The following is a 19,727-nucleotide window of genomic DNA, read 5'->3' as shown; positions in this document are numbered from 1 at the left end:
GGCGGGCGAACGGGAGGAGACGACATGGCGGGAAAACTCAGAGGCCGCGTGGCTTTGGTTTCGGGTTCGGGCCGTGGCATCGGACGCGAAATCGCGCTGAAGCTGGCATCAGAAGGCGCGCGCGTTGTGGTGAACGATCTCGACGTCGACCCGGCCAACGAAACCGCCGAGGCGGTCCGCGCCGCCGGGGGCGAGGCCGTGGTCTGCGCCGGAAGCGTGACAGAGGACGGCTTTGCAGAGCGATTCATCAAGACGGGCATGGACAGCTTTGGCGGGCTGGACATCATCGTGAACAACGCAGGCTACACCTGGGACAGCGTCGTTCAGAAGATGACGGATGAACAGTGGCAGGCGATCATCGACGTTCACCTGACCGCGCCCTTCAGGATCCTGCGCGCCGCCCAGCCGGTGATCAGCGCCAAGGCCAAGGAAGAGGCGGCCGCCGGGCAGGAGGTGTTCCGCAAGGTGGTGAACATCTCCTCGATCGCCGGCACTGGAGGCAATGCCGGCCAGATCAACTATTCCGCCGCCAAGGCCGGAATCCTGGGCATGACCCGGACAATGGCGAAGGAATGGGGGCGCTACAAAGTGAACGTCAACGCAGTGGCCTTTGGACCGATCCGCACCCGTCTGACCGAGGGCAGCGCCGACGGCGGCAACACGATCACGGTCGGGAACAGGGACATCAAGGTCGGCGTCAACCCGGACCTGCTCAGCCAAATGGAGCGGATGATCCCGCTGGGCCGGGTCGGCACGCCCGAAGAAGCGGCTGGTGCCGTCTATCTTTTCTGCTCGCCCGAATCGAACTTCATCTCGGGCCAGTATGTGATCTGCGGGGGCGGCTTCACCATCTGACCTATGCGGTCGCAAGCCCGCATGGCGGGGTCTGAACACCGCCGACATTGTGGCCGGGCGGTGCGCATATCGGCTATTTCCTTGAAAGGCTGATGCAAAATAAGCCCTTGAAGCACGGTTGACACTTCCTTGGAAATAACCTAACAAGTGTTAGTTATGCAGGGGGCTTGAGCTGGATCCTTCCGTGGCCGAACGCGCTTCAAGAACAGTTTCAGTTGCTTCCATTCGCAGCCCAGTCGGGCGCGACGGCATACTGGATGTCGCGGCGCGGCTTTTTCGCGAACAGGGCTATGGCCCGGTTTCGCTCAGAAAGATCGCCGAGGCGGCGGGCATCAAGGCGGGCAGCATCTATTATCACTTCGGCTCTAAGGACGAGATTGTCGTGGCCATTCTGGATCTGGGTATCAGGGCCGTCCACGAAAAGATGCGCCAAGCTGTTTTGAGGCATGCCGATGGCGCCGCTGCCGCCGCCATTCTGCGGGCCGCGATCAGGGCACATCTGCGCGCGTTGCTGGATGTCAGTGACTACTCTTCGGCCAATGTGCGGATTTTCGGGCAGGTGCCGCAATCCGTCCGCGATGCCAATCTGCCGACGCGCCGGGCCTACGAGGCCGAGTGGGATAATCTGTTGACCCGGCTCCAGAGGGACGGCGCCTTGCGGCGCAACGTCGATATCCGCCGGCTGCGCCTGATGCTTATCGGCGCGCTGAATGCAACGCTGGAGTGGTTCGACCCCGAACGCGGCAGCGTCGAGGCACTGGCCTCGACGTATGCCGACGTCTTTCTCAATGGAATACTGGAACAGCGGGAAGTCTGATTATGGCTGAACTCACGTCGGCCGTATTGGCCGGCTCGGAAACCTTCAGGGGCAATCACGCTGCACAGACAGCCCGCGTCGAGACATTGCGCGCGCGGATCGCCGCGGCAACCGCGGGTGGGCGCCCCGACATGGTCGAACGCCACCGCAGTCGCGGCAAGCTTCTGGTCCGCGAACGAATCGACCTGCTGGTGGATCCAGGCACCGCCTTCATAGAGCTTTCTTCGCTGGCGGCCCACGGACAATACGGCGGAGACGTGCCCGGCGCCGGGATCGTCACGGGCATTGGCATCGTGCACGGTCTGCCCTGCATGATCATCGCCAATGATGCCACGGTGAAAGGTGGATCATTTTACCACGAAACCGTCAAGAAGCACATCCGCGCGCAGGAGATCGCGGCAGAAAACCGCCTGCCCTGTCTTTACCTCGTCGATTGCGGCGGCGCCTATCTGCCCGAGCAGGACAGGGTCTTCCCCGATGCCCGTCATTTCGGCAATTCCTTTTACCGCCAGACCAATATGTCGGCCTCCGGCCTGCCGCAGATCTCGGCCGTCTTCGGCGGCTGCACGGCGGGAGGTGCCTACATTCCGGCGCTCTCAGACGAGGTCATCATGGTCCGCGGCAATGCGCGCATCCATCTTGGCGGCCCTTCCATCGTCAAGGTGGCGATCAATGAAGAGGTGGACGGCGAAACGCTGGGCGGGGCCGAGATGCATACCCGCATCTCGGGCGTCAACGACCATCTGGCCGAAGACGAATATCATGCGCTGGCGCTGATGCGCGACATCGTCGGCAATCTGGGCCTCACGCGACCGATGGCCCCGGATGCACCCGCCGCCGCGCCCCTGCACGATCCCGAAGAGCTGTTGGGGGTTATCAGCGCCGACCGCAAGCAGCCCTATGATGTACGAGAGCTTCTGCTGCGCATCATCGATGCGGGCGAGCTCCGCGAATTCAAGCCGAACTGGGGCGAGACGCTTGTCTGCGGCACCGCCCGCGTCCACGGCTACCGCGTCGGAATCCTCGGCAACAACGGCGCGCTGCTCTCCGACAGCTCGCTCAAGGGCGCGCAGTTCGTGTCGATGTGCGACCAGCGCAACATTCCGCTTCTGTTCCTGCACAACATTTCCGGCTTCATGGTCGGCACCGAGGCCGAGCGCGGCGGCATCGCCAAGGATAGCGCCAAGCTGGTCTACGCCATGTCGGTGGCCAAGGTGCCCCGGCTGTCGGTAATTGTGGGCGGATCCTACGGGGCCGGCAACTACGGTATGTGCGGCCGGGGGTTTGCGCCGCGCTTTCTCTTCGCCTGGCCCACAGCGGAGTTGGCCACCATGTCGGCCGACATCGCCTCGAATGTGATGCAGGAACTGCGCCGCGGGAAGGGCGGAGACCCGGCGAAGGTGCAGGCCGATCTGGAACGCATCGTGGCCGAGGTGCGCGCGCAATATGCCAAACAGTCCGACCCCTATTACGCCACATCGCGGCTCTGGGACGATGGCCTGATCGAGCCTGGCCAGACTCGCGACATCCTGGGCCTGTGCCTGGCCATAGTGACCTCGGTTCCGGACACGGGGCGTCACACGCCCGTCTTCAGAATGTAAGGATAGGCAATGGTTTACGATCGCTATGAAACGCTGCGGATCGAACTGGACGCGCGCGGCGTCGCCACCGTGATCCTCAATCGCCCCGACAAGCACAATGCGCTCAACGCGGCGCTGATCTCGGAACTCGCCGATGCGGCGGCGGCGCTTGCCGAGGACGGGGCGGTGCGCATCGTGGTGCTGACCGGGGAGGGCAGGAGCTTCTGCGCGGGGGCGACTTCAACTGGTTCGCCTCGAACGTGCAAAAGAGCCGCGCGGAACGGGTGGAACAGAGCGCCACGCTCGCTCGGCTCTTGCGCCGGCTCGACACACTGCCAAAGCCGCTGATCGGGCGAATCAACGGGGCGGCCTATGGCGGGGGCGTCGGCCTGATATCGGTGTGCGACTACGCCATCGGCGCCGAGGGCGCGACGTTCGGCCTGACCGAGGTGCGGCTCGGCCTCCTGCCCGCCAACATCTCACCCTATGTGGTGGCGCGCATCGGCGAGGCGGCGTCGCGCGAGACGATGCTGTCCGGTGCCCTGTTCGACACGGCGCGGGCCGAACGGATCGGACTGCTGACCGAGGTGGTCGCGCCCGATGCGCTGGACGAGGCGGTGGAGCGCGTCGTCCAGGCCCATCTGCAGGCCGCGCCCGGGGCAGTGGCCGACACCAAGCGGCTGATCGCCTATGTCGCGAGCCACGGGCTCGAAGACAGCATGATCTATACCGCCGACCGCCTGGCCGACGCCTGGGAGACCGAGGAAGGCATCGAGGGGATCAACAGCTTCCTGAACAAGGACACGCCGTCATGGCGGGTGAGTTGAGCTTCACCCGCGTCCTGATCGCCAACCGCGGCGAGATCGCCCGCCGGATCCAGCGCGCCTGCCGGAAGCTGGGGCTGGAAGCCGTGGCCGTCTTCTCCGAGGCTGATCGCGACACACCCTTCGTCGCCGAGGCCGATTACGCCGTCTGCATCGGCTCGGCCGCCCCGGCGGAAAGCTACCTGAAGATCGACGCCATCCTCGAGGCGGCGCGCGCCACCGGGGCAGGCGCTATCCATCCCGGCTATGGGTTTCTGTCGGAGAATGCCGAATTCGCGGGGCACGTGGAAGAAGCCGGATTGGTCTTCATCGGGCCTTCGCCCGAGGCCATTGCGCGTATGGGATCGAAGATCGAGGCCAAGGCCACGGCCGAGGCCGCCGGCGTGCCGGTGCTGCCCGGCTATCGCGGCGCCGACCAGTCCGACGGCCGGCTTCTTAAGGAGGCGCAGGCGCTCGGCGCGCCCTTCCTGGTCAAGGCCAGCGCCGGCGGCGGCGGGCGCGGAATGCGGCTTGTCACCGATCCCGGCGCAGCAGGCGAGGCCATCGCCGCCGCGCGGGCCGAGGCGAAGGGCGCCTTTGGCGATCCGACAGTGTTCCTGGAGCGCTACGCGCCGCGCGCCCGCCACGTCGAGGTGCAGGTGCTGGGCGACGCGTATGGCCATGTGCTGCATCTGGGCGATCGCGACTGCTCGCTCCAGCGCAACCACCAGAAGCTGATCGAGGAAGCGCCCGCCCCGGATATTCCCGACGCTTTGCGCTCGGCCATGCGCGATGCCGCGGTGCGGCTGGCGCGGGCCATTGGCTACCGCTCGGCGGGCACGGTGGAATATCTGTACGACCCCACGCGGGCCGAATTCTACTTTCTGGAGATGAACACCCGCCTCCAGGTGGAGCATCCAGTGACCGAGGCCATCACCGGTATCGACCTGGTGGAGTGGCAGTTGCGTATCGCGCGTGGCGAGGCGCTGGGGTTTGCGCAAGAGGACGTTTCGTTTGACGGCCACGCCATCGAGGTCCGCGTTGCCGCCGAGAACCCGGCCGAGAATTTCCGTCCCGAAACCGGGACGATTACGCTATGGGCGCCGCCGGGGATCGTGCGACTGGACAGCGGGGTGGAAGAAGCATCGGTCGTAAGACATCACTACGATTCGATGCTTGCCAAGTTGATCGTCCACGGTGCGGACCGTGACGAGGCGATCCGCAAGGCGGTCGCGGCGCTCGATGAATTTGCGGTCGGCGGAGTGGGAGTGAACCTGGCGTTTCAGCGAGCGCTGATTACGCATCCCGACTTCGTCGCCATGGCGCACTATACGGCCAGTCTGGCCGAGATGTTCCCCTGCGGCTGGACCGCCCCCGTATCCGACGACGAAACCCGCGCTCTGGCCGCGCTGGCCCTGCACCTGCATCTTGCGCCCGCGCCGGACACGCCTTGGCAGAGCCTCGCCGCCTGGCGGCTGACAGAGGCTGCGGGGCGGGCGGGCGCGGCCTGCTACTGGAGCGATGACGCCGATGCGCCGATCAGGGTCGCGGGGCAGGGCGCGCGGCTAAAGGTGATACTGCCCGACGGCACCGCCCTTGGCGTCGACGCTGCGCGCCTGACCGCGCAGCGTCTGACCGGGCGGATGGACGGCGCGCCCTTCACCCGCCGGGCCCATGTGCTGCGGTCGGGCGACCGCTGGCAGGTGCATCTTTCCGCGCCGGAAGGCATGACGATGGTGCCACTTCGTACGCTCGAGGACCGGCACCTGCAGCGCGCCTCCGGCGCCGTGGGCGGTGCCGACACCGTGCGCGCGCCCATGCCCGGCGCGGTGGTCGAGATCCGGGTGGCGCCCGGCGAGCGGGTGAGCAAGGGCAAGACGCTGGTGGTGCTCGAAGCGATGAAACTCTTGCAAAGCCTGCCCGCGCCCGTCGCGGGCTTGGTAGCCGAGATCTACTGCGCGCCGGGCGACACGGTCGCCGGCGGCGCGCCCCTGGTGAGGCTCGATCCGGAGGACAGGACGTGACCCGACACGAGACTATCGACGCGGCCACCGGCCCGTTCGGCGAGGATATCCAAATGATCCGAGCTCAGCTGCGGCGCTTCATCGAAACCGAGGTGAAGCCCAAGGGCGAAGCCTGGGAAGAGAAGGGCATGGTTTCGCGCGAGGTGCTACGCCAGATGGGCGCGCTCGGCGTTCTCGGCATGCGCTATGACGAACAGTATGGCGGCGCCGGGCTCGATGTCATGTCGAGCGTGATGCTGGCCGAGGAGGTCGGCCGGTCCACCTTCGGCGGGTTCTCGGCCACGGTGCTGGTGCATACCGATATGGCCTCGCCGCACCTGGAAAACGCCGGCACACCCGAGCAGAAGGCGCGCTGGTTGCCCGGCATCACCGCGGGCGAGACGATCACCGCCGTCGCCGTGACCGAACCGGGCGCGGGCTCGGACGTTGCGGGGATGCGCACCCGCGCCGTGCAGCATGGGTCGGATTGGGTGTTGAACGGCACCAAGATGTTCATCACCAACGGTGTGCATGGCGATCTCTACTTTGTTGGCGCCAAGACCGACCCCGACGCCAAGGGCTCGCGCGGGATCACCATGTTCGCCATCGAAAAGGGCACACCGGGCTTTTCGGTCGGCCGGGCGCTGAACAAGACCGGCTGGCTGTGTTCGGACACGGCCGAGCTGATTTTCGAGGATGTCCGCGTGCCGGCCGAGAACGTCCTCGGCGAGGTGAACCGCGGCTTTTATGCGGTGATGAAGAACTTCCAGAACGAGCGGATCGTGCTGGGCGCGATGGTCTGCGCCGAGGCGCAGACCGCGCTGGACATGACCGTGGACTATGTCAAGCAGCGCAAGGCTTTCGGCGGCGTTTTGTGGAACAAGCAGGTCGTCCGCCAGCGTCTTGCGGACTGCCAGACACGGATCGAGGCGGGCCGGCAGCTCGTCTATCACGCCGCGCGGCTCGACGCGGCTGACGTTGAATGCGTGCGCGAGGTGTCAATGGTGAAGGCTTATTGCGGCGAGCTGGCCAACAGCGTGCTCTATGACTGCGTGCAGTTCCATGGCGGCATGGGCTACATGCGCGAAAACCCGGTCGAGCGAATGTCGCGCGACGTTCGTGTGCAGGCGATCGGCGGGGGCGCGACCGAGGTGATGCTTGAAGAAGTCGCCAAGCGCATGTGAACAGCCAATTGAGCCCCAACCTCTGAAGAAAACTCTTCAAGATCTCAGCCCAAGTCATGAAAGGAGTCAGAAAGATGTATAGCAACAAGATGTTTGTGGGACGGAATATTGGCGCAACATTGCTCGGCGAGGCGCTCATCCTGATCGCCGGTACGATACTTCTGACGGCGTCTGCGAAGGCGCAAGTTCCGTTCTATCCAGTTCCGATGACGTTGCAGACCCTGGTGGTCGTTGCGCTTGGCCTGTTCCTCGGGCCTGTCCGTGGTTCAGGCATCGTCATTGCCTATATCCTGCAGGGGCTGGCAGGCTATCCGGTCTTCGCCGGCACGCCACCGGCGTCTTCTGGCCTGGCATATGTTGCCGGGCCGACGGGCGGCTACCTTGCGGGTTTTGCGATATCGGCCTTTGCGGCTGGATGGCTGGCAAGAAAAGGATATTCCAAGACAATCCCGGGGGCGGTCACAGTTGCAGTCGTCGCAGGTGCGCTGATCTACGTTCCCGGGCTCGCATGGCTGGGTGTCTTCACCGGCTATGGAGAGCGCCTCCTCACGGCCGGCTTCTATCCGTTTCTGTTGGGTGACTTGGTTAAATCGGTTATCGCCGGTCTGCTCTTCATTGGCGCATCCGCGGTCGTTCCGAGACTTGGACACATGTCGGGAGAAAAGCCCGAGAAGAAATAATGGAGTGTCCCTTCTCGACCGCGAACGATGCGGAGACCAAAGATGGTGTCCGCGTTTCGAGGGCGATGGCTTTCGCCTTGTGGCGTCCTGGCCGAAATGCCGCCGCACGGCTTCATTCAGCCGGCGAGGCGACCTATCGAGCGAACGGGCGATCCGTGACTCGCCCGCTTCGCCCCATCACTTTCTTGCGGCCTTCGCGTAGATTCCCTCCTTCAAATCTAACATATGTTAGATTATGCTTGCTTTCGTGAGTACCAGGGAGGGCTGACATGGCGATGCCGCTCGGCGATATTCGGATCATTGAACTTGGCCATGTGATCGCAGGGCCGCTGGCGGCAGCACTCCTTTCGGATTTCGGTGCCGAGGTGATCAAGATCGAAGCCCCCGGCCGAGGCGACATGATGCGCGAATTGGGCCCGAAAGCGCAGGACGGGGTCGGCGTCTGGTGGAAGACGCTTGCCCGCAACAAGCGAATCCTCGCGCTCGACTGGAAGAGCGATCCCGGGCGCAAGGTCCTGGAAAAGCTGGTCGAAAGTACCGATGTTCTGGTGGAAAATTTCCGTCCCGGCGTGCTCGAGCGGGCGGGGATCGGGCCTGAGGTTCTGCATCAATGGAACCCCGACCTGGTGATCTTGCGGGTGTCGGGCTACGGACAGGATGGGCCGATGCGTAAGACGCCGGCCTTTGGGCGCGCCGCCGAGGCGATGAGCGGCCTGGCGCACCTCACGGGCTACGCCGATGGCTCGCCAATGCATCCCGGTTTCCCGGCCGCCGACAGCACGACGGGGCTGATGGGAGCCCTGGGCATCATGATCGCCCTTTTCGCCCGCGAGAGGGGCAGGGTTCGCGGTCAGATCGTCGATCTGGCGGTATTCGAAGCCCTGTTGCGGCTAATCGATTATCATATTCCCGCTCTGACCGGAGCAGGTGTCTCGCCGATGCGCAACGGGCTGCGTCAGCCGATGGATTTTGCGCCGGGCGGCACATTCCGCACCAAGGACGGTGTCTGGGTGACCGTCTCGGCCGGGGGCGCGGAGACGGCCAGACGGCTGTTGCGCGCGGTGGGCGGGGACAGTTTTGCCGAGGATCCGCGCTTTGCCACGATGGAGGGAATCTCGGCGCATATGAGCGAGATCTTTGACCGGCTCAACGAATTCGTCACCGCGAGGGAGTTTGCCGAGGTCGAGGCGGAATTCGCGCTCCACGACGCGGTGGCCGCGCCAGTGCTGAGCGCCGAGAACATCGTGGCCCACCCGCAGATCGCCCATCGCGGCGATATCGTATCGGTCGAAGGCGATGCGACGAAGGTGGTCGGCCCAGTGCCGCGTCTGAGTGATACGCCGGGCAGCGTTCGCTGGTTGGGGCGGCGGCCGGGCGCGGACACTGCTGAAATCATGCAGGAGCTCGGCTGCGACCTGGCGACGATCGAAAGGTTGGTGGAGGCAGGCCTGATCGCAGTTAGCCCTGCCGGGGAGGAAACGGCATGAGTTTCAGGCTGACCGAACACCAGCAGGACATCCGCGATACGATCCTGAGGATCTGTGCGGCCTTCGACGACGAATACTGGCTGGAGCGCGACCGCAACGGCGGCTTTCCCCACGACCTGCACAGGGCGATGGCGGACGGCGGCTGGCTGGGAATTGCCATGCCGGAGGAGTTTGGAGGCGCCGGCCTCGGGATCACCGAAGCCACGATCATGATGCAGGCCATTGCCGAGTCTGGCGGCGGTGCCAGCGCGGCCTCGGCCGTTCACATGAACATCTTCGGACTGAACCCGGTCGTGGTCTTCGGCAGCGCGGAGCAAAAGGCACGGATGCTGCCACCTCTGATTAAAGGGCGCGAGAAGGCCTGTTTCGGCGTCACCGAGCCGACGACCGGCCTCGACACGACCAGGCTCAAAACGCGCGCGGTTCGACAGGGGGACCGCTATGTCGTGCATGGCCAGAAAGTTTGGATTTCCACCGCCCAGGTGGCCGACAAGATCTTGCTTCTGGCGCGCACGACGCCGCTCGAAGAGGTGGCAAAACCGACCGAGGGCCTGTCGCTCTTCTATACCGATCTGGACCGGACCTTCGTCGATGTGCGCGAGATCGAGAAGATGGGCCGCAAGGCGGTCGACTCGAACGAACTGTTCATCGATGGGCTGCCGATCCCGGCGGAGGACCTGATCGGCGAGGAAGGACAGGGTTTCAGACAGATCCTGCACGGGCTCAATCCCGAGCGTATCCTCGTGGCCGGGGAGTGCGTGGGCATTGCCCGGATCGCTCTAAAACGCGCTGCCGCCTATGCCAAGGAGCGCCAGGTTTTCGGACGCCCGATCGGACAGAACCAGGGGGTGCAGCACCCGCTCGCCAAGGCCTGGGCGAAGGTCGAGGCTGCGAACCTGATGGTAATGCATGCGGCGGCGCTCTACGACGCGGGAGAGCCGTGCGGGGTCGAGGCGAATGCCGCCAAGTTGCTGGCGGCCGAAGCCGCTGTCGAGGCGACACAAACGGCACAGATGACATTTGGCGGCTTCGGCTACGCCAAGGAATATCACATCGAGAGACTGGTTCGCGAAGCGCTTCTCTTTCACATCGTGCCGGTCACGCCGCAGATGCTGATGTCGTTCATCGCCGAGAAGGCGCTGGGTCTGCCCAAATCGTACTGAAACCGGAGCGAAACCGTTCCAGTGAAAAGGGGGTTGCGCATTTTTCTAACGTGCGTTAGATTTAATCAGATCAAGAACAACAGTCCGATCCGCTTTGGGAGGAGCGTCAATGCCGGAAGCCGGTTACGGGTTTTCCCGTGAAAGACTGCGCGATCATCCAACGGTCTATGTTGATGGGCTGTTCTCGGGAAAAACCATTGTCGTGACCGGCGCGGGAGGCGGGCTGGGCCTGGCGATCGCCACCCTGTTCGCCCGTCTCGGGGCTGATCTGGCCATCAACGGGCGGAACGAGGAAAAGCTCGAAGAAGCCGCAAAGTTCCTGCGTGGCTTTGGCGGGCAGGTGCTGGCTCGTCCCATGACCATCCGGAATCCCGAACAGGTACAGAATTTCGTGGATGGCGTGGGCGATCATTTCGGCGGGTTCGACATTCTGGTAAACAATGCGGGTGGACAGTTTCCGCAGCCCGCCCTTGAATATGCGCCGAAGGGCTGGAACGCCGTCATCGACACCAACCTCAATGGCACCTGGTGGATGATGCAGGCCGCGGCCCGAAACTGGGTCAAGGCCAAGCGTCCTGGTGCCATCGTGAGCATTGTCGCGGATATCTGGCGCGGGATGCCTGGTATCGCGCATAGCTGTGCTGCGCGCGCCGGGGTCATCTACCTGTCCAAATCGGTGGCCGTCGAATGGGCGCCGCACAATATCCGCGTCAATTGCGTGGCGCCGGGATGCTGCGAAAGCACCGGGTTTGCGCGATATCCCGAGGAGGGGGCGGCGACGTTTGAGGAGTCGAACCCGATGCGCCACGCCGGAGACGAATGGGATGTCGCCGAGGCGGTAGTCTATTTGGCTGCGCCTTCCGGCAAGTTCATTACCGGCGAAGTGTTGACCGTGGACGGCGGGCAGCAGCTGTGGGGCGATCCCTGGCCGACGGGCCGGCCCGACTATTTCCGTATCGCGTGATACCAGAACAAGAGCTTCGACGGCGATATGAATGAAATGACAAACAATTACACCCGAGAGCAACAACACGCCAAAGCTCCTCCCGTATTGGAGTGTCGCGGAATCGAGCGTCGATTCGGCGGTATTGTTGCCGTTAGCGGCGTGGACCTCAGTATTCATAAGGGCGAAATATTTGGCCTCGTCGGACCGAACGGGAGCGGGAAGACGACGGTGACAAATGCGATCACCGGGTTCTATCCGCCGAACAAAGGCTCGATATGTCTCGATGGCAAGGACATCACGGGCACCGCGCCTCACAAGGTGGCCAAGCTCGGCGTCGCCCGGACCTTTCAGAACCTTGCGCTTTTCAACGGCATGAGCGTGCTCGAGAACATTCTCTTGGGGCGCCACATCCACATGAAGCCCGGAGTTCTTCCCACTGCGCTGTATTGGTGGGTGGCGCGACCGAGCGAGATCAGGAACCGCGAAGTGGTAGAGGAGGTGATCGAATTCCTCCAGCTCGAAAGCATCCGCAACGAGCTTGTGGACGGGATTCCAATCGGGCTCAAGAAGCGTGTGGAACTGGCACGGGCACTGGTCGCCGAGCCCCATCTTCTCATTCTCGACGAGCCCATGGCCGGCATGAACCAAGAGGAGAAGGGGTACATGGCCCGTTTTATTCTCGACGCGAGAGCTGAACGGGGCATAAGCGTGCTGCTGATCGAGCACCACATGGACGTCATTACCGGTATCTGCGACCGGATGCTGGCGCTCAATTATGGCGAGATGATCGCCAGCGGGATTCCGAAGGAGGTCGTCAAGGATCCCCGGGTCGTTGAGGCGTATATCGGGGGCGCCCATGGCTGAGACCACACAAAGCCCGACGGTCGCGGGTGAAACCATTGCCTCGGTTCTGATGCGGAACGCGTCCGAACACGGCAGCGACATCGCATTGCGGGAAAAAGAGCGTGGGATTTGGAAGGCAACCACCTGGGCTCAATACACGGAAGAGGTGCTGGCCTGCGCGGCCGGCCTCGACGGGCTCGGCCTGAAGCCGGGGACGCGGTGCTCATTCTCGGCGACAATCGTGTACGCCTCTATTGCGGAATGCTGGCGCTGGCCACGCTCGGAGTTTACGCAATGCCCGCCTATCCGGGCACCACACTCGAAGAGCTCCAGCATTTCGCGGACGAGGCGAACGTCGTAGCCGCTCTCGCCGAGGACCAGGAGCAGGTGGACAAGATTTTGGAACTGCGTGACGCCGGGGCCGCGCAGTTGAAGTACATCGTGTATGACGACGGCCGGGGCCTCGGCTTCTACAAGGCGGCCGGACTGATGTCATGGGAGCATCTCGTCGAGAGCGGCAGCCATCGTCTCAACGGTGAGCCGGGGCTGCGCGAGAATCTGCTCGGCCGGGCCAAGCCCGACGATCCGGCGGTGTTCCTGCATTCGTCGGGCACGACGGACAAGCCCAAGGGCGTCGTGCTGAGCCAGAAGAACGTGTTGGCGGCGGCGCGGAACGGCCATGCCGCCGGGGCCTTCGACTTCGGAGAGCAGGTGCTGGCCTATCTGCCGATGGCCTGGGTGGGCGATTATGCGATCACGGTAGCCGCCGCGCTTCTGCTGCGCTTCACCGTCAACGTGCCCGAACGACAGGAAACCGTGCTGCGTGATATGCGAGAAATCGCGCCGACATTCTATCTGGCCGCACCGCGCAGCTGGGACAACATCCTGACCACCATTCAGGTAGGCATCGAGAATTCGACGCCGCTGAAGAAGTGGCTTTATCACTTGTTCATCGAACGGGCCATGGCAGCCGAGCGTCGCAAGCTCAACGGCATGAGCGCTGGCGCTTTGGAAGGTATCGGCCGTTTCATCGGCGAGATTCTGATCTTCGGGCCGATCAAGGACCAGTTCGGCATGCACCGTCTCAAGAACGCCTTCACCGGCGGTGAGGCGATCGGAGAGGACACCTTCGTATTCTACCGGGCGCTCGGCATCAAGCTGCGCCAACTGTATGGTCAGACGGAGAACAGTGCCATCAACGCGATCCAGGCGCCTGATGAGGTGCGGCTCCACACCGTGGGCAAGGTTGCCCCGGGGGTCGAGGTGAAGATCGCCGACAATGGCGAAATCCTCCTGAAGTCGGATAGCGTTTTCGCCGGATACTATAACAAGCCCGAAGCTTCGGCCGAGACGCTTTCCGCTGGCTGGTTGCGTTCAGGCGATGCCGGCTACCTCGAAGACGATGGCAATCTCGTGGTGCTTGGCCGCGTTTCAGAAGTGATGCACACAAAAGCCGGAGAGCGCTATGTGCCAAATTACATCGAGAACCGCCTGAAGTTCAGTCCATACATAAAGGACGCGGCCGTGGTGGGCGCAGGCCGACACGAATTAACGGCAATGGTGTGCATCGATTTCGATGCCGTCGGCCACTGGGCCGAAGTGAACGGCGTACCCTATGTGTCCTATGCCGATCTGTCTCAGCGCGAAGAGGTGGCCGCGCTTCTGAGCGAGGCATTCCTGCGGGTAAACAAAGTCCTCCCGGAGCCTCTGCGGCTCAAAAGGTTCGTCAGCCTGCACAAGGAATTCGATCCCGACGACGGAGAGATCACGCGCACGCGCAAGCTGCGCCGAACGGTGGTGGAAGACCGCTACCAGAACGTGATCGCGGCGCTTTACGACGGATCAAAGCACGTCCACGTCAGCGCCGTCGTGACCTACGAGACGGGTGAGACGGGAAGGGTCGACCGCACCCTCCCTGTCAGGGAGGTTTAGATGGAACTAGTTTTCTTGGCTGAGCTAGCGGCGAACGGAGCTCTCACAGGGTTGCTCTACTCGTTGTTCGCGATCGGCCTGGTACTGATCTACAAAGCCTCTTCCGTGCCAAACCTCGCGCAGGGCGGGCTCACCATGGTGGGAGCGTACGTTGTGCTGGCGCTAGCTCGCGACATAGGGCTTCCGCTCTGGGTGGCAATCCCCGTGGCTGCCGTCGCCATGTTCGGTTTCGGTATGGGGATCGAGCGGGTTGCGCTGCGCCGGCTCGCTGGCCGACCGATCGTGATGATCCTCATGATGACGCTCGGGATTGACATCTTTCTGCGCGGCACGACGCTTGCTATCTGGGGCGGTACGTCGCGCTCGGTCGAACTAGGCGTCGGCTATGATCCGCTTTTCATTGGCGACGTTCTGATCAGCCGCATCCATTTGGTTGGCGCTGTTGTAGCCCTCGTTTTGTTTGTGGTCTTCGTCCTGTTCTTCCGCAGCCGACAGGGTATCCGCCTGCGCGCAATAGCCGACGATTACATGGCCTCATGGTCCGTCGGCATATCTGTCGAGCGTGGGGTTGGCCTGTCCTGGGGACTGGCTTCGATCGTTGCGGTGGCGGCAGGCGTCATATGGGGCGAGGTTCAGGGCGTCGACCAGTCGCTGTCGCTCTTGCTGCTCAAGGGATTGACGGTAGCCGTTCTAGGCGGGCTGGACAGCATCTTTGGCGCGGTGCTCGCGGGGATCATTCTCGGCATCATCGAGAATGTGGGGTCCGCCTATCTGGATCCGTTCGTGGGCGGTGGCAGCCGCGACCTGATCGTGGCAGCGGTGCTCATCCTCACTGTCATGCTTCGGCCGCACGGTCTGTTTGGCCGTCAAGACATCGAAAGGGTTTGACGCGATGTTTTACCGGCTATCTGGTATCCATCATACCAGCTACGTATCCGACAGTCGGCTCTACAAGATTCCAGCCGACAGGAATCTCGCACTGTTCTTCCTGGCGCTCGGCCTGGCAGCTCCGTTCCTTGTCGGGTCGCTGTACCTCAACAGCTATATGTTGCCTTGGCTTGTTTGGACGGCAGCGGCGCTCGGGCTCAACCTGGTGACGGGTTGGGCCGGCCAACTGCACCTCGGCTATGCGGCGGTGATGGCCGTCGGCGCATATTCGGCTGTTCACGCGGCCAGGTACGGCTTGCCCTGGGAATTCGCGCTCCTGATCGGTGGGATTTCCGCCTCGGTCATCGGCAGCCTGTTCGCCTTCGCGGCCCTGCGGGTGAAGGGCCTCTATCTGGCCTTGACCACACTGGCGATGCAGTTCGTCATGGACTGGGTGCTGACCCATTCGCCGGCGATCTCGGGTGGCTCGCACGCTTCGCTGCAGGCGCCCACATTTGCACTTCTGGGCCAGCGGATTACGTCGGATACAGGCCTGTATTATGTCGCCTTCGGCTGGTGTCTGCTTGTCACCATTTTTATGCTGAATCTGCGCCGTACCGGTCTGGGTCGTGCGCTGGTGGCAGTCCGCGAGAAGGACTATGCGGCGGCCATTCTCGGAGTCAACAGCTTCTACTACAAGATTGTTGCGTTCGCGACCTCCTCCTTCATCGGCGGAGTCAGTGGAGCGATCCTTGTCGCTACGTTCTTTTTCTGGCCGCGCCCGAACAGTTCTCGGTCGCCGTGTCGATCCAGGTTCTGGCTATGGTGATCGTTGGCGGCCTCGGCAGTATCATCGGCACCTATTTTGGTGTCGCGTTGATCCTGCTGGTGCCGGGCGTCGTCAATGGCCTCGTGGCAGAAGGCGCCGGAGCACTGGGGCTTCAACTGAATGTCGAATCGCTGGCCCACATTCCGAACGCGGTCTACGGAGCGATCATCATCATCATCCTGATGATCGAGCCGCTGGGATTGGGCAAGCTTTATAGCAACATCCGGGACTACCTGAGGGTGTGGCCCTTTGATCAATTCAAGAAATAGGCCGGAGATGACCCACGCTCCCGACAAAGAAGCAGAAAACATCCTGTCGATGAACAGTGTAGAGGTCCTGTATGACAACGTCATGTTGGCGATCAAGGGGGTCTCCATCCAGATTCCAAAAGGAGGAATGGTAGCGCTGCTTGGGTCCAACGGGGCCGGAAAGAGCACGACGTTAAAGGCGATCAGCGGCCTTCTCAAGGCCGAGCGCGGCCGCGTCAACCGCGGCGAGATCAGCTTCGACGGCGCAGTGATCACCGGTGTTCCTGCGCAGCGACGTGTAGAGATTGGGATTTGCCATGTGATCGAAGGCCGTCGAGTTTTCGAACATCTGACGCCCGACGAGAACCTCGAAGCGGCTGCACCGATTTCGATGAATCGCGCCACACTCAAAACGGAAAAGCAGAGAATCTACGAGTACTTTCCGCGCCTCGCTGAACGGAAGAACTCCCAGGCGGGATATCTCTCAGGCGGCGAGCAGCAGATGCTGGCGATTGGTCGAGCATTGATGACCCAGCCCCGTCTTCTGATGCTCGATGAACCGAGTCTAGGCTTGGCTCCTTTCCTGGTGGCCGAGATCTTCAGCATCATCAAGAAGGTCAACGAGGAAGAGAAGTTGTCTGTTTTGCTGGTCGAGCAGAATGCACTCGCGGCGCTGGAGATCGTCTCGGACGGGTATCTGATCGAGAATGGCCGCGTTGTCATGCACGACACGGCCCAGGCATTGAAAGCGAATTCAGACATTCAGGAATTCTATCTGGGGGAGGTTCGGGAACGAATTTCCACGACATCAAACATTACAGTCGGCGCAAACGCTGGCTGAGCTGACTCGATTGTTCCAAACGAGACCGGGAGGAGAATATGCAGTCGATTGGAAGAACACTGGCTTTGGCCTTGCTCGCCGCAGGCCTCCTATCGGAATCCGCCAAGGCGGCGGATCCCGAGCCATTCAGGATCGGCGTTTGCTACGATCTGAGCAAGGCCTATACTTTCGCTACGCCACAGGTCTCGCAGGCGGCGCTCGATCTTGCCGATCTCGTCAACATGAAAGGCGGAATCGATGGGGCACAGGTCGAGGTGATCGTGCGCGACCACGGCAATGAGCCGCAGCGCGGATCGAATGCTACAGCAAGCTCAGCCGCGAGGGTGTGTTCGTTTTCGACACGCTGTCCACACCGGTTTCACTGGCGATCTTGCCGCGCGCAATGAAGGACCAGCGCATCCTGATGCAATCGCTTGTCGGGCGAGGCGACGCTGTCGACGGCACCGTGTTCAACTGGGTCTATCCTGTCGGACCGACCTACTGGGGCCAGGCGGCCAACGACATCGCCTATATCAAGCAGCTGCACGACGGAGATCTTTCGGATGTAAAGGTGGGCTTCGTCTACTTCGATTATCCCTTCGGGCAGGAGCCGATCGAGATCCTTAAAACACTGTCGGGTAAGGAAGGATTCGACCTGGTCCTCTATCCGGTTCCGTTGCCTGGCAGCGACCAGGCGAGCGTCTGGTCCAAAGTGCGCCGAGATAAGCCTGACCATATCATCAGCTGGATGCTTGGCGGTGCGCACGTGGTTGCGTCAAAGGAAATGAAGCGTAACGGTATCCCAATGGAGAAGTACATCGCCGTCAACTGGCTCAACGAGGTGGATATCTCCAATATCGGCGCGGCGGCGGCGAAGGGGCTCAAGCGCGGTACGAATGTCGTGGGCGGTCAGGACATCCCACTCTACAAGGAAATCATGACCGAGCTTTATGACAAGGGCAAAGGTAACGGCCCGGTCGAAAAGACGCTGGATGTTTTCTACAATACCGGCCTTGCGATGTATTCGATCGTGTTCGAAGCTGCTCGTCAGGCGGCTTCGCTGCACGGCCATCCGATCACTGCCGAGTCATACAAAGCCGGGCTAGAGGCGATCGAGAAATTTGACGCAAATGGCCTGATGGCGCCGATCACGGTGACGGCGGAGGATCATGGCGGCGGAGGTCGCACGCGCATCGAAATGTGGGACGGGGCCACTTGGGTGCCGCAGACCGACTGGATTGCCGCCTATCAGGATGTCGTCTGGGAGGTTGTTAAGGAGAGTTCGTCGAAGTTCGACGGCAATTGATGTGAAGCAGGTGCAAGCCGCACCGTCCGTGGGGCCTGTGAAGCCGGGCCCCGCGGAGTGGGCAGTCAATGAGGAAGCGATATGCAACAGGGAGGTTCGACATGACTATATTCAATAGAGTGACTGCCGCTGTACTGGCAGCGGCGCTGGGACTGGCAATCCAGACAGCCGCGGCACAAGACAAGGAGCCGATCCGCTTCGGCCTTTGCTTTGATCTGAGCAAATCCTACACCTTCATCTCACCGCAGGTGGCGCAGGCTGCGCAGGATCTGGCCAAATACACAAACGACGACGGCGGCATAGAAGGTCATCCAGTCGAAATTATCGTGCGCGACCACGGCAACGAGCCGCAGCGCGGTGTCGAATGCTACGAACAGCTCAAGCGAGAGGGCGTCTTCATTTTCAACTTCCTCTCGACGCCCGTGACCAATGCCGCTCTGCCACGTGCGATGAAGGACGGCAACATCGTCATGCAATCCTTCGTCGGCCGCGGCGACGCTGTGGATGGCGATGTGTTCAAGTGGATTTTCCCGGTCGGTCCGACCTATTGGCAGCAGGCGGCCAATGACGTGGCCTTCATTAAGGATCAGTTGGGAGGTGATCTGAGCGAAGCCAAGATCGGCTTCATCTATCTAGACTATCCTTTCGGTCAGGAGCCGATCGAGATTCTCAAGACCCTCTCGGAGGAAGAAGGCTTCGAACTCAAACTCTATCCAGTGCCACTGCCCGGCAGCGACCAGGCGAGCGCCTGGACTCAGATTCGGCGTGACAAGCCTGATTACATGATCAGCTGGATCCTAGCCGGCGGTCACGTCGTGGCTTCGAAGGAGATGAAACGGAACGGATTTCCGATTGATCGCTATCTTTCGGTGAACTGGCTGAACGAAGTTGACATCAAGAATATCGGAGCCGATGCAGCCAAAGGCATCTTGCGGGGTACTAACGTGGCGGGTGGCCAAGAAGTTCCTCTGGTCAAGACAATGCTCGAGACCTTGTATGCCAAGGGTGAAGGCAGTGGTCCGGAATCGCTCGTCCGCGACGTCTATTACAACACCGGGTTAGCTATCTATGCCACTGGGTTCGAAGCTGCCCGCATTGCGATCGAAAAACACGGCTGGCCGCTGAATGCCGAAAGGATGAAGGGAAGGATATGAGTCCATTGAGAATTTCGACGGAAATGGTGTGATGTCGCCGATCACCGTGACCGCGAAAGACCATGGAGGCGGCGGTAAGACCCGCGTCGAGCAGTGGGATGGTTCGACCTGGGTGCCGCTCACGGATTGGAGCGCGGACTACACCGACGTGGTGTGGGAAGTGATCAAGGAAAGCTCGTCGAAATTTACCGTCGAGTGATTTGACGGCGT

The 19,727-nt window shown here is 62.1% G+C and carries 17 protein-coding genes and 2 pseudogenes; all 19 read left to right on the top strand.

All coding sequences use genetic code 11. The features are described from left to right. Positions 1-24 precede the first annotated feature (24 nt). The gene (locus HK436_RS28325) at positions 25-855 is read left to right on the top strand and encodes an SDR family NAD(P)-dependent oxidoreductase (protein WP_173194948.1); all 831 of its coding nucleotides are present in this window, start codon (positions 25-27) and stop codon (positions 853-855) included. Between the two features lie 184 nt (positions 856-1,039). Further along, entirely contained in the window at positions 1,040-1,672 is a 633-nt protein-coding gene (locus HK436_RS28320) for a TetR/AcrR family transcriptional regulator (RefSeq protein ID WP_206680625.1), read from the top strand. 2 nt (positions 1,673-1,674) lie between these two features. Next, complete coding sequence (locus HK436_RS28315) at positions 1,675-3,273, top strand: acyl-CoA carboxylase subunit beta (protein ID WP_173194947.1); 1,599 nt, start codon at positions 1,675-1,677, stop codon at positions 3,271-3,273. A 9-nt stretch (positions 3,274-3,282) separates the two neighbouring features. Next, positions 3,283-4,079, top strand: a pseudogene (locus tag HK436_RS28310) (crotonase/enoyl-CoA hydratase family protein). Further along, the gene (locus HK436_RS28305) at positions 4,064-6,079 is read left to right on the top strand and encodes an acetyl/propionyl/methylcrotonyl-CoA carboxylase subunit alpha (protein ID WP_173194946.1); all 2,016 of its coding nucleotides are present in this window, start codon (positions 4,064-4,066) and stop codon (positions 6,077-6,079) included. Before HK436_RS28310 ends, HK436_RS28305 begins: the two are co-directional and overlap by 16 nt. A 53-nt stretch (positions 6,080-6,132) precedes the next feature. Next, positions 6,133-7,242 (top strand): acyl-CoA dehydrogenase family protein, encoded by a 1,110-nt coding sequence (locus tag HK436_RS28300; protein WP_173194945.1) that lies wholly within the window; start codon positions 6,133-6,135, stop codon positions 7,240-7,242. A 74-nt stretch (positions 7,243-7,316) separates the two neighbouring features. Further along, positions 7,317-7,922, top strand: a complete 606-nt coding sequence (locus HK436_RS28295; protein ID WP_206680624.1) for a biotin transporter BioY — start codon at positions 7,317-7,319, stop codon at positions 7,920-7,922. Between the two features lie 269 nt (positions 7,923-8,191). Continuing rightward, positions 8,192-9,409: a CaiB/BaiF CoA transferase family protein gene (locus tag HK436_RS28290; RefSeq protein ID WP_173194944.1), complete on the top strand. Its 1,218-nt coding sequence runs from the start codon at positions 8,192-8,194 to the stop codon at positions 9,407-9,409. Then, positions 9,406-10,572 carry an acyl-CoA dehydrogenase family protein gene (locus HK436_RS28285; protein ID WP_173194943.1) on the top strand — a complete coding sequence of 389 codons (1,167 nt, stop codon included), beginning with the start codon at positions 9,406-9,408 and terminating at the stop codon, positions 10,570-10,572. The genes HK436_RS28290 and HK436_RS28285 overlap by 4 nt, the downstream gene beginning before the upstream one ends. A 109-nt stretch (positions 10,573-10,681) precedes the next feature. After that, positions 10,682-11,536, top strand: coding sequence for an SDR family oxidoreductase (locus HK436_RS28280; protein ID WP_173194942.1), 855 nt, complete (start codon positions 10,682-10,684; stop codon positions 11,534-11,536). Positions 11,537-11,563: 27 nt separating this feature from the next. Continuing rightward, a complete protein-coding gene (locus tag HK436_RS28275; RefSeq protein WP_244649507.1) occupies positions 11,564-12,382 on the top strand; it encodes an ABC transporter ATP-binding protein in 819 nt (272 codons plus the stop codon). A gap of 198 nt (positions 12,383-12,580) precedes the next feature. After that, a complete protein-coding gene (locus HK436_RS28270; RefSeq protein ID WP_206680623.1) occupies positions 12,581-14,293 on the top strand; it encodes an AMP-dependent synthetase/ligase in 1,713 nt (570 codons plus the stop codon). Further along, positions 14,294-15,181 carry a branched-chain amino acid ABC transporter permease gene (locus HK436_RS28265; RefSeq protein WP_173194941.1) on the top strand — a complete coding sequence of 296 codons (888 nt, stop codon included), beginning with the start codon at positions 14,294-14,296 and terminating at the stop codon, positions 15,179-15,181. Beyond that, the gene (locus HK436_RS28260; RefSeq protein WP_244649506.1) at positions 15,153-15,989 is read left to right on the top strand and encodes a branched-chain amino acid ABC transporter permease; all 837 of its coding nucleotides are present in this window, start codon (positions 15,153-15,155) and stop codon (positions 15,987-15,989) included. The genes HK436_RS28265 and HK436_RS28260 overlap by 29 nt, the downstream gene beginning before the upstream one ends. Next, a complete protein-coding gene (locus HK436_RS32020; protein ID WP_244649505.1) occupies positions 15,983-16,258 on the top strand; it encodes a hypothetical protein in 276 nt (91 codons plus the stop codon). Before HK436_RS28260 ends, HK436_RS32020 begins: the two co-directional genes overlap by 7 nt. A gap of 7 nt (positions 16,259-16,265) precedes the next feature. Continuing rightward, a complete protein-coding gene (locus HK436_RS28255; RefSeq protein ID WP_312860787.1) occupies positions 16,266-17,078 on the top strand; it encodes an ABC transporter ATP-binding protein in 813 nt (270 codons plus the stop codon). Positions 17,079-17,116: 38 nt separating this feature from the next. Then, positions 17,117-18,363: pseudogene (locus HK436_RS28250) on the top strand (ABC transporter substrate-binding protein). A gap of 101 nt (positions 18,364-18,464) precedes the next feature. Then, positions 18,465-19,517: an ABC transporter substrate-binding protein gene (locus tag HK436_RS28245; RefSeq protein WP_206680622.1), complete on the top strand. Its 1,053-nt coding sequence runs from the start codon at positions 18,465-18,467 to the stop codon at positions 19,515-19,517. A 31-nt stretch (positions 19,518-19,548) separates the two neighbouring features. After that, positions 19,549-19,716, top strand: a complete 168-nt coding sequence (locus HK436_RS30765) for a hypothetical protein (protein WP_206680621.1) — start codon at positions 19,549-19,551, stop codon at positions 19,714-19,716. The last annotated feature ends 11 nt before the right edge of the window (positions 19,717-19,727 follow it).

The sequence above is a fragment of the Neoaquamicrobium sediminum genome (genome assembly GCF_013240295.1).
Lineage (GTDB): Bacteria > Pseudomonadota > Alphaproteobacteria > Rhizobiales > Rhizobiaceae > Aerobium > Aerobium sediminum.
The sequence above is the reverse complement of the archived record's forward strand: the minus strand, read 5'-3'. Positions and strand labels throughout refer to the sequence as shown.

Excerpts from the sequence above, each read along its gene's own strand:
- HK436_RS32020 (WP_244649505.1), top strand. The coding sequence starts at position 15,983 with ATGGTGATCGTTGGCGGCCTCGGCAGTATCATCGGCACCTATTTTGGT.
- HK436_RS28305 (WP_173194946.1), top strand. The coding sequence starts at position 4,064 with ATGGCGGGTGAGTTGAGCTTCACCCGCGTCCTGATCGCCAACCGCGGC.
- HK436_RS30765 (WP_206680621.1), top strand. The coding sequence starts at position 19,549 with ATGTCGCCGATCACCGTGACCGCGAAAGACCATGGAGGCGGCGGTAAG.
- HK436_RS28290 (WP_173194944.1), top strand. The coding sequence starts at position 8,192 with ATGGCGATGCCGCTCGGCGATATTCGGATCATTGAACTTGGCCATGTG.
- HK436_RS28300 (WP_173194945.1), top strand. The coding sequence starts at position 6,133 with ATGATCCGAGCTCAGCTGCGGCGCTTCATCGAAACCGAGGTGAAGCCC.
- HK436_RS28280 (WP_173194942.1), top strand. The coding sequence starts at position 10,682 with ATGCCGGAAGCCGGTTACGGGTTTTCCCGTGAAAGACTGCGCGATCAT.
- HK436_RS28275 (WP_244649507.1), top strand. The coding sequence starts at position 11,564 with ATGAATGAAATGACAAACAATTACACCCGAGAGCAACAACACGCCAAA.
- HK436_RS28265 (WP_173194941.1), top strand. The coding sequence starts at position 14,294 with ATGGAACTAGTTTTCTTGGCTGAGCTAGCGGCGAACGGAGCTCTCACA.
- HK436_RS28285 (WP_173194943.1), top strand. The coding sequence starts at position 9,406 with ATGAGTTTCAGGCTGACCGAACACCAGCAGGACATCCGCGATACGATC.
- HK436_RS28325 (WP_173194948.1), top strand. The coding sequence starts at position 25 with ATGGCGGGAAAACTCAGAGGCCGCGTGGCTTTGGTTTCGGGTTCGGGC.
- HK436_RS28245 (WP_206680622.1), top strand. The coding sequence starts at position 18,465 with ATGACTATATTCAATAGAGTGACTGCCGCTGTACTGGCAGCGGCGCTG.
- HK436_RS28295 (WP_206680624.1), top strand. The coding sequence starts at position 7,317 with ATGTATAGCAACAAGATGTTTGTGGGACGGAATATTGGCGCAACATTG.
- HK436_RS28255 (WP_312860787.1), top strand. The coding sequence starts at position 16,266 with ATGACCCACGCTCCCGACAAAGAAGCAGAAAACATCCTGTCGATGAAC.
- HK436_RS28315 (WP_173194947.1), top strand. The coding sequence starts at position 1,675 with ATGGCTGAACTCACGTCGGCCGTATTGGCCGGCTCGGAAACCTTCAGG.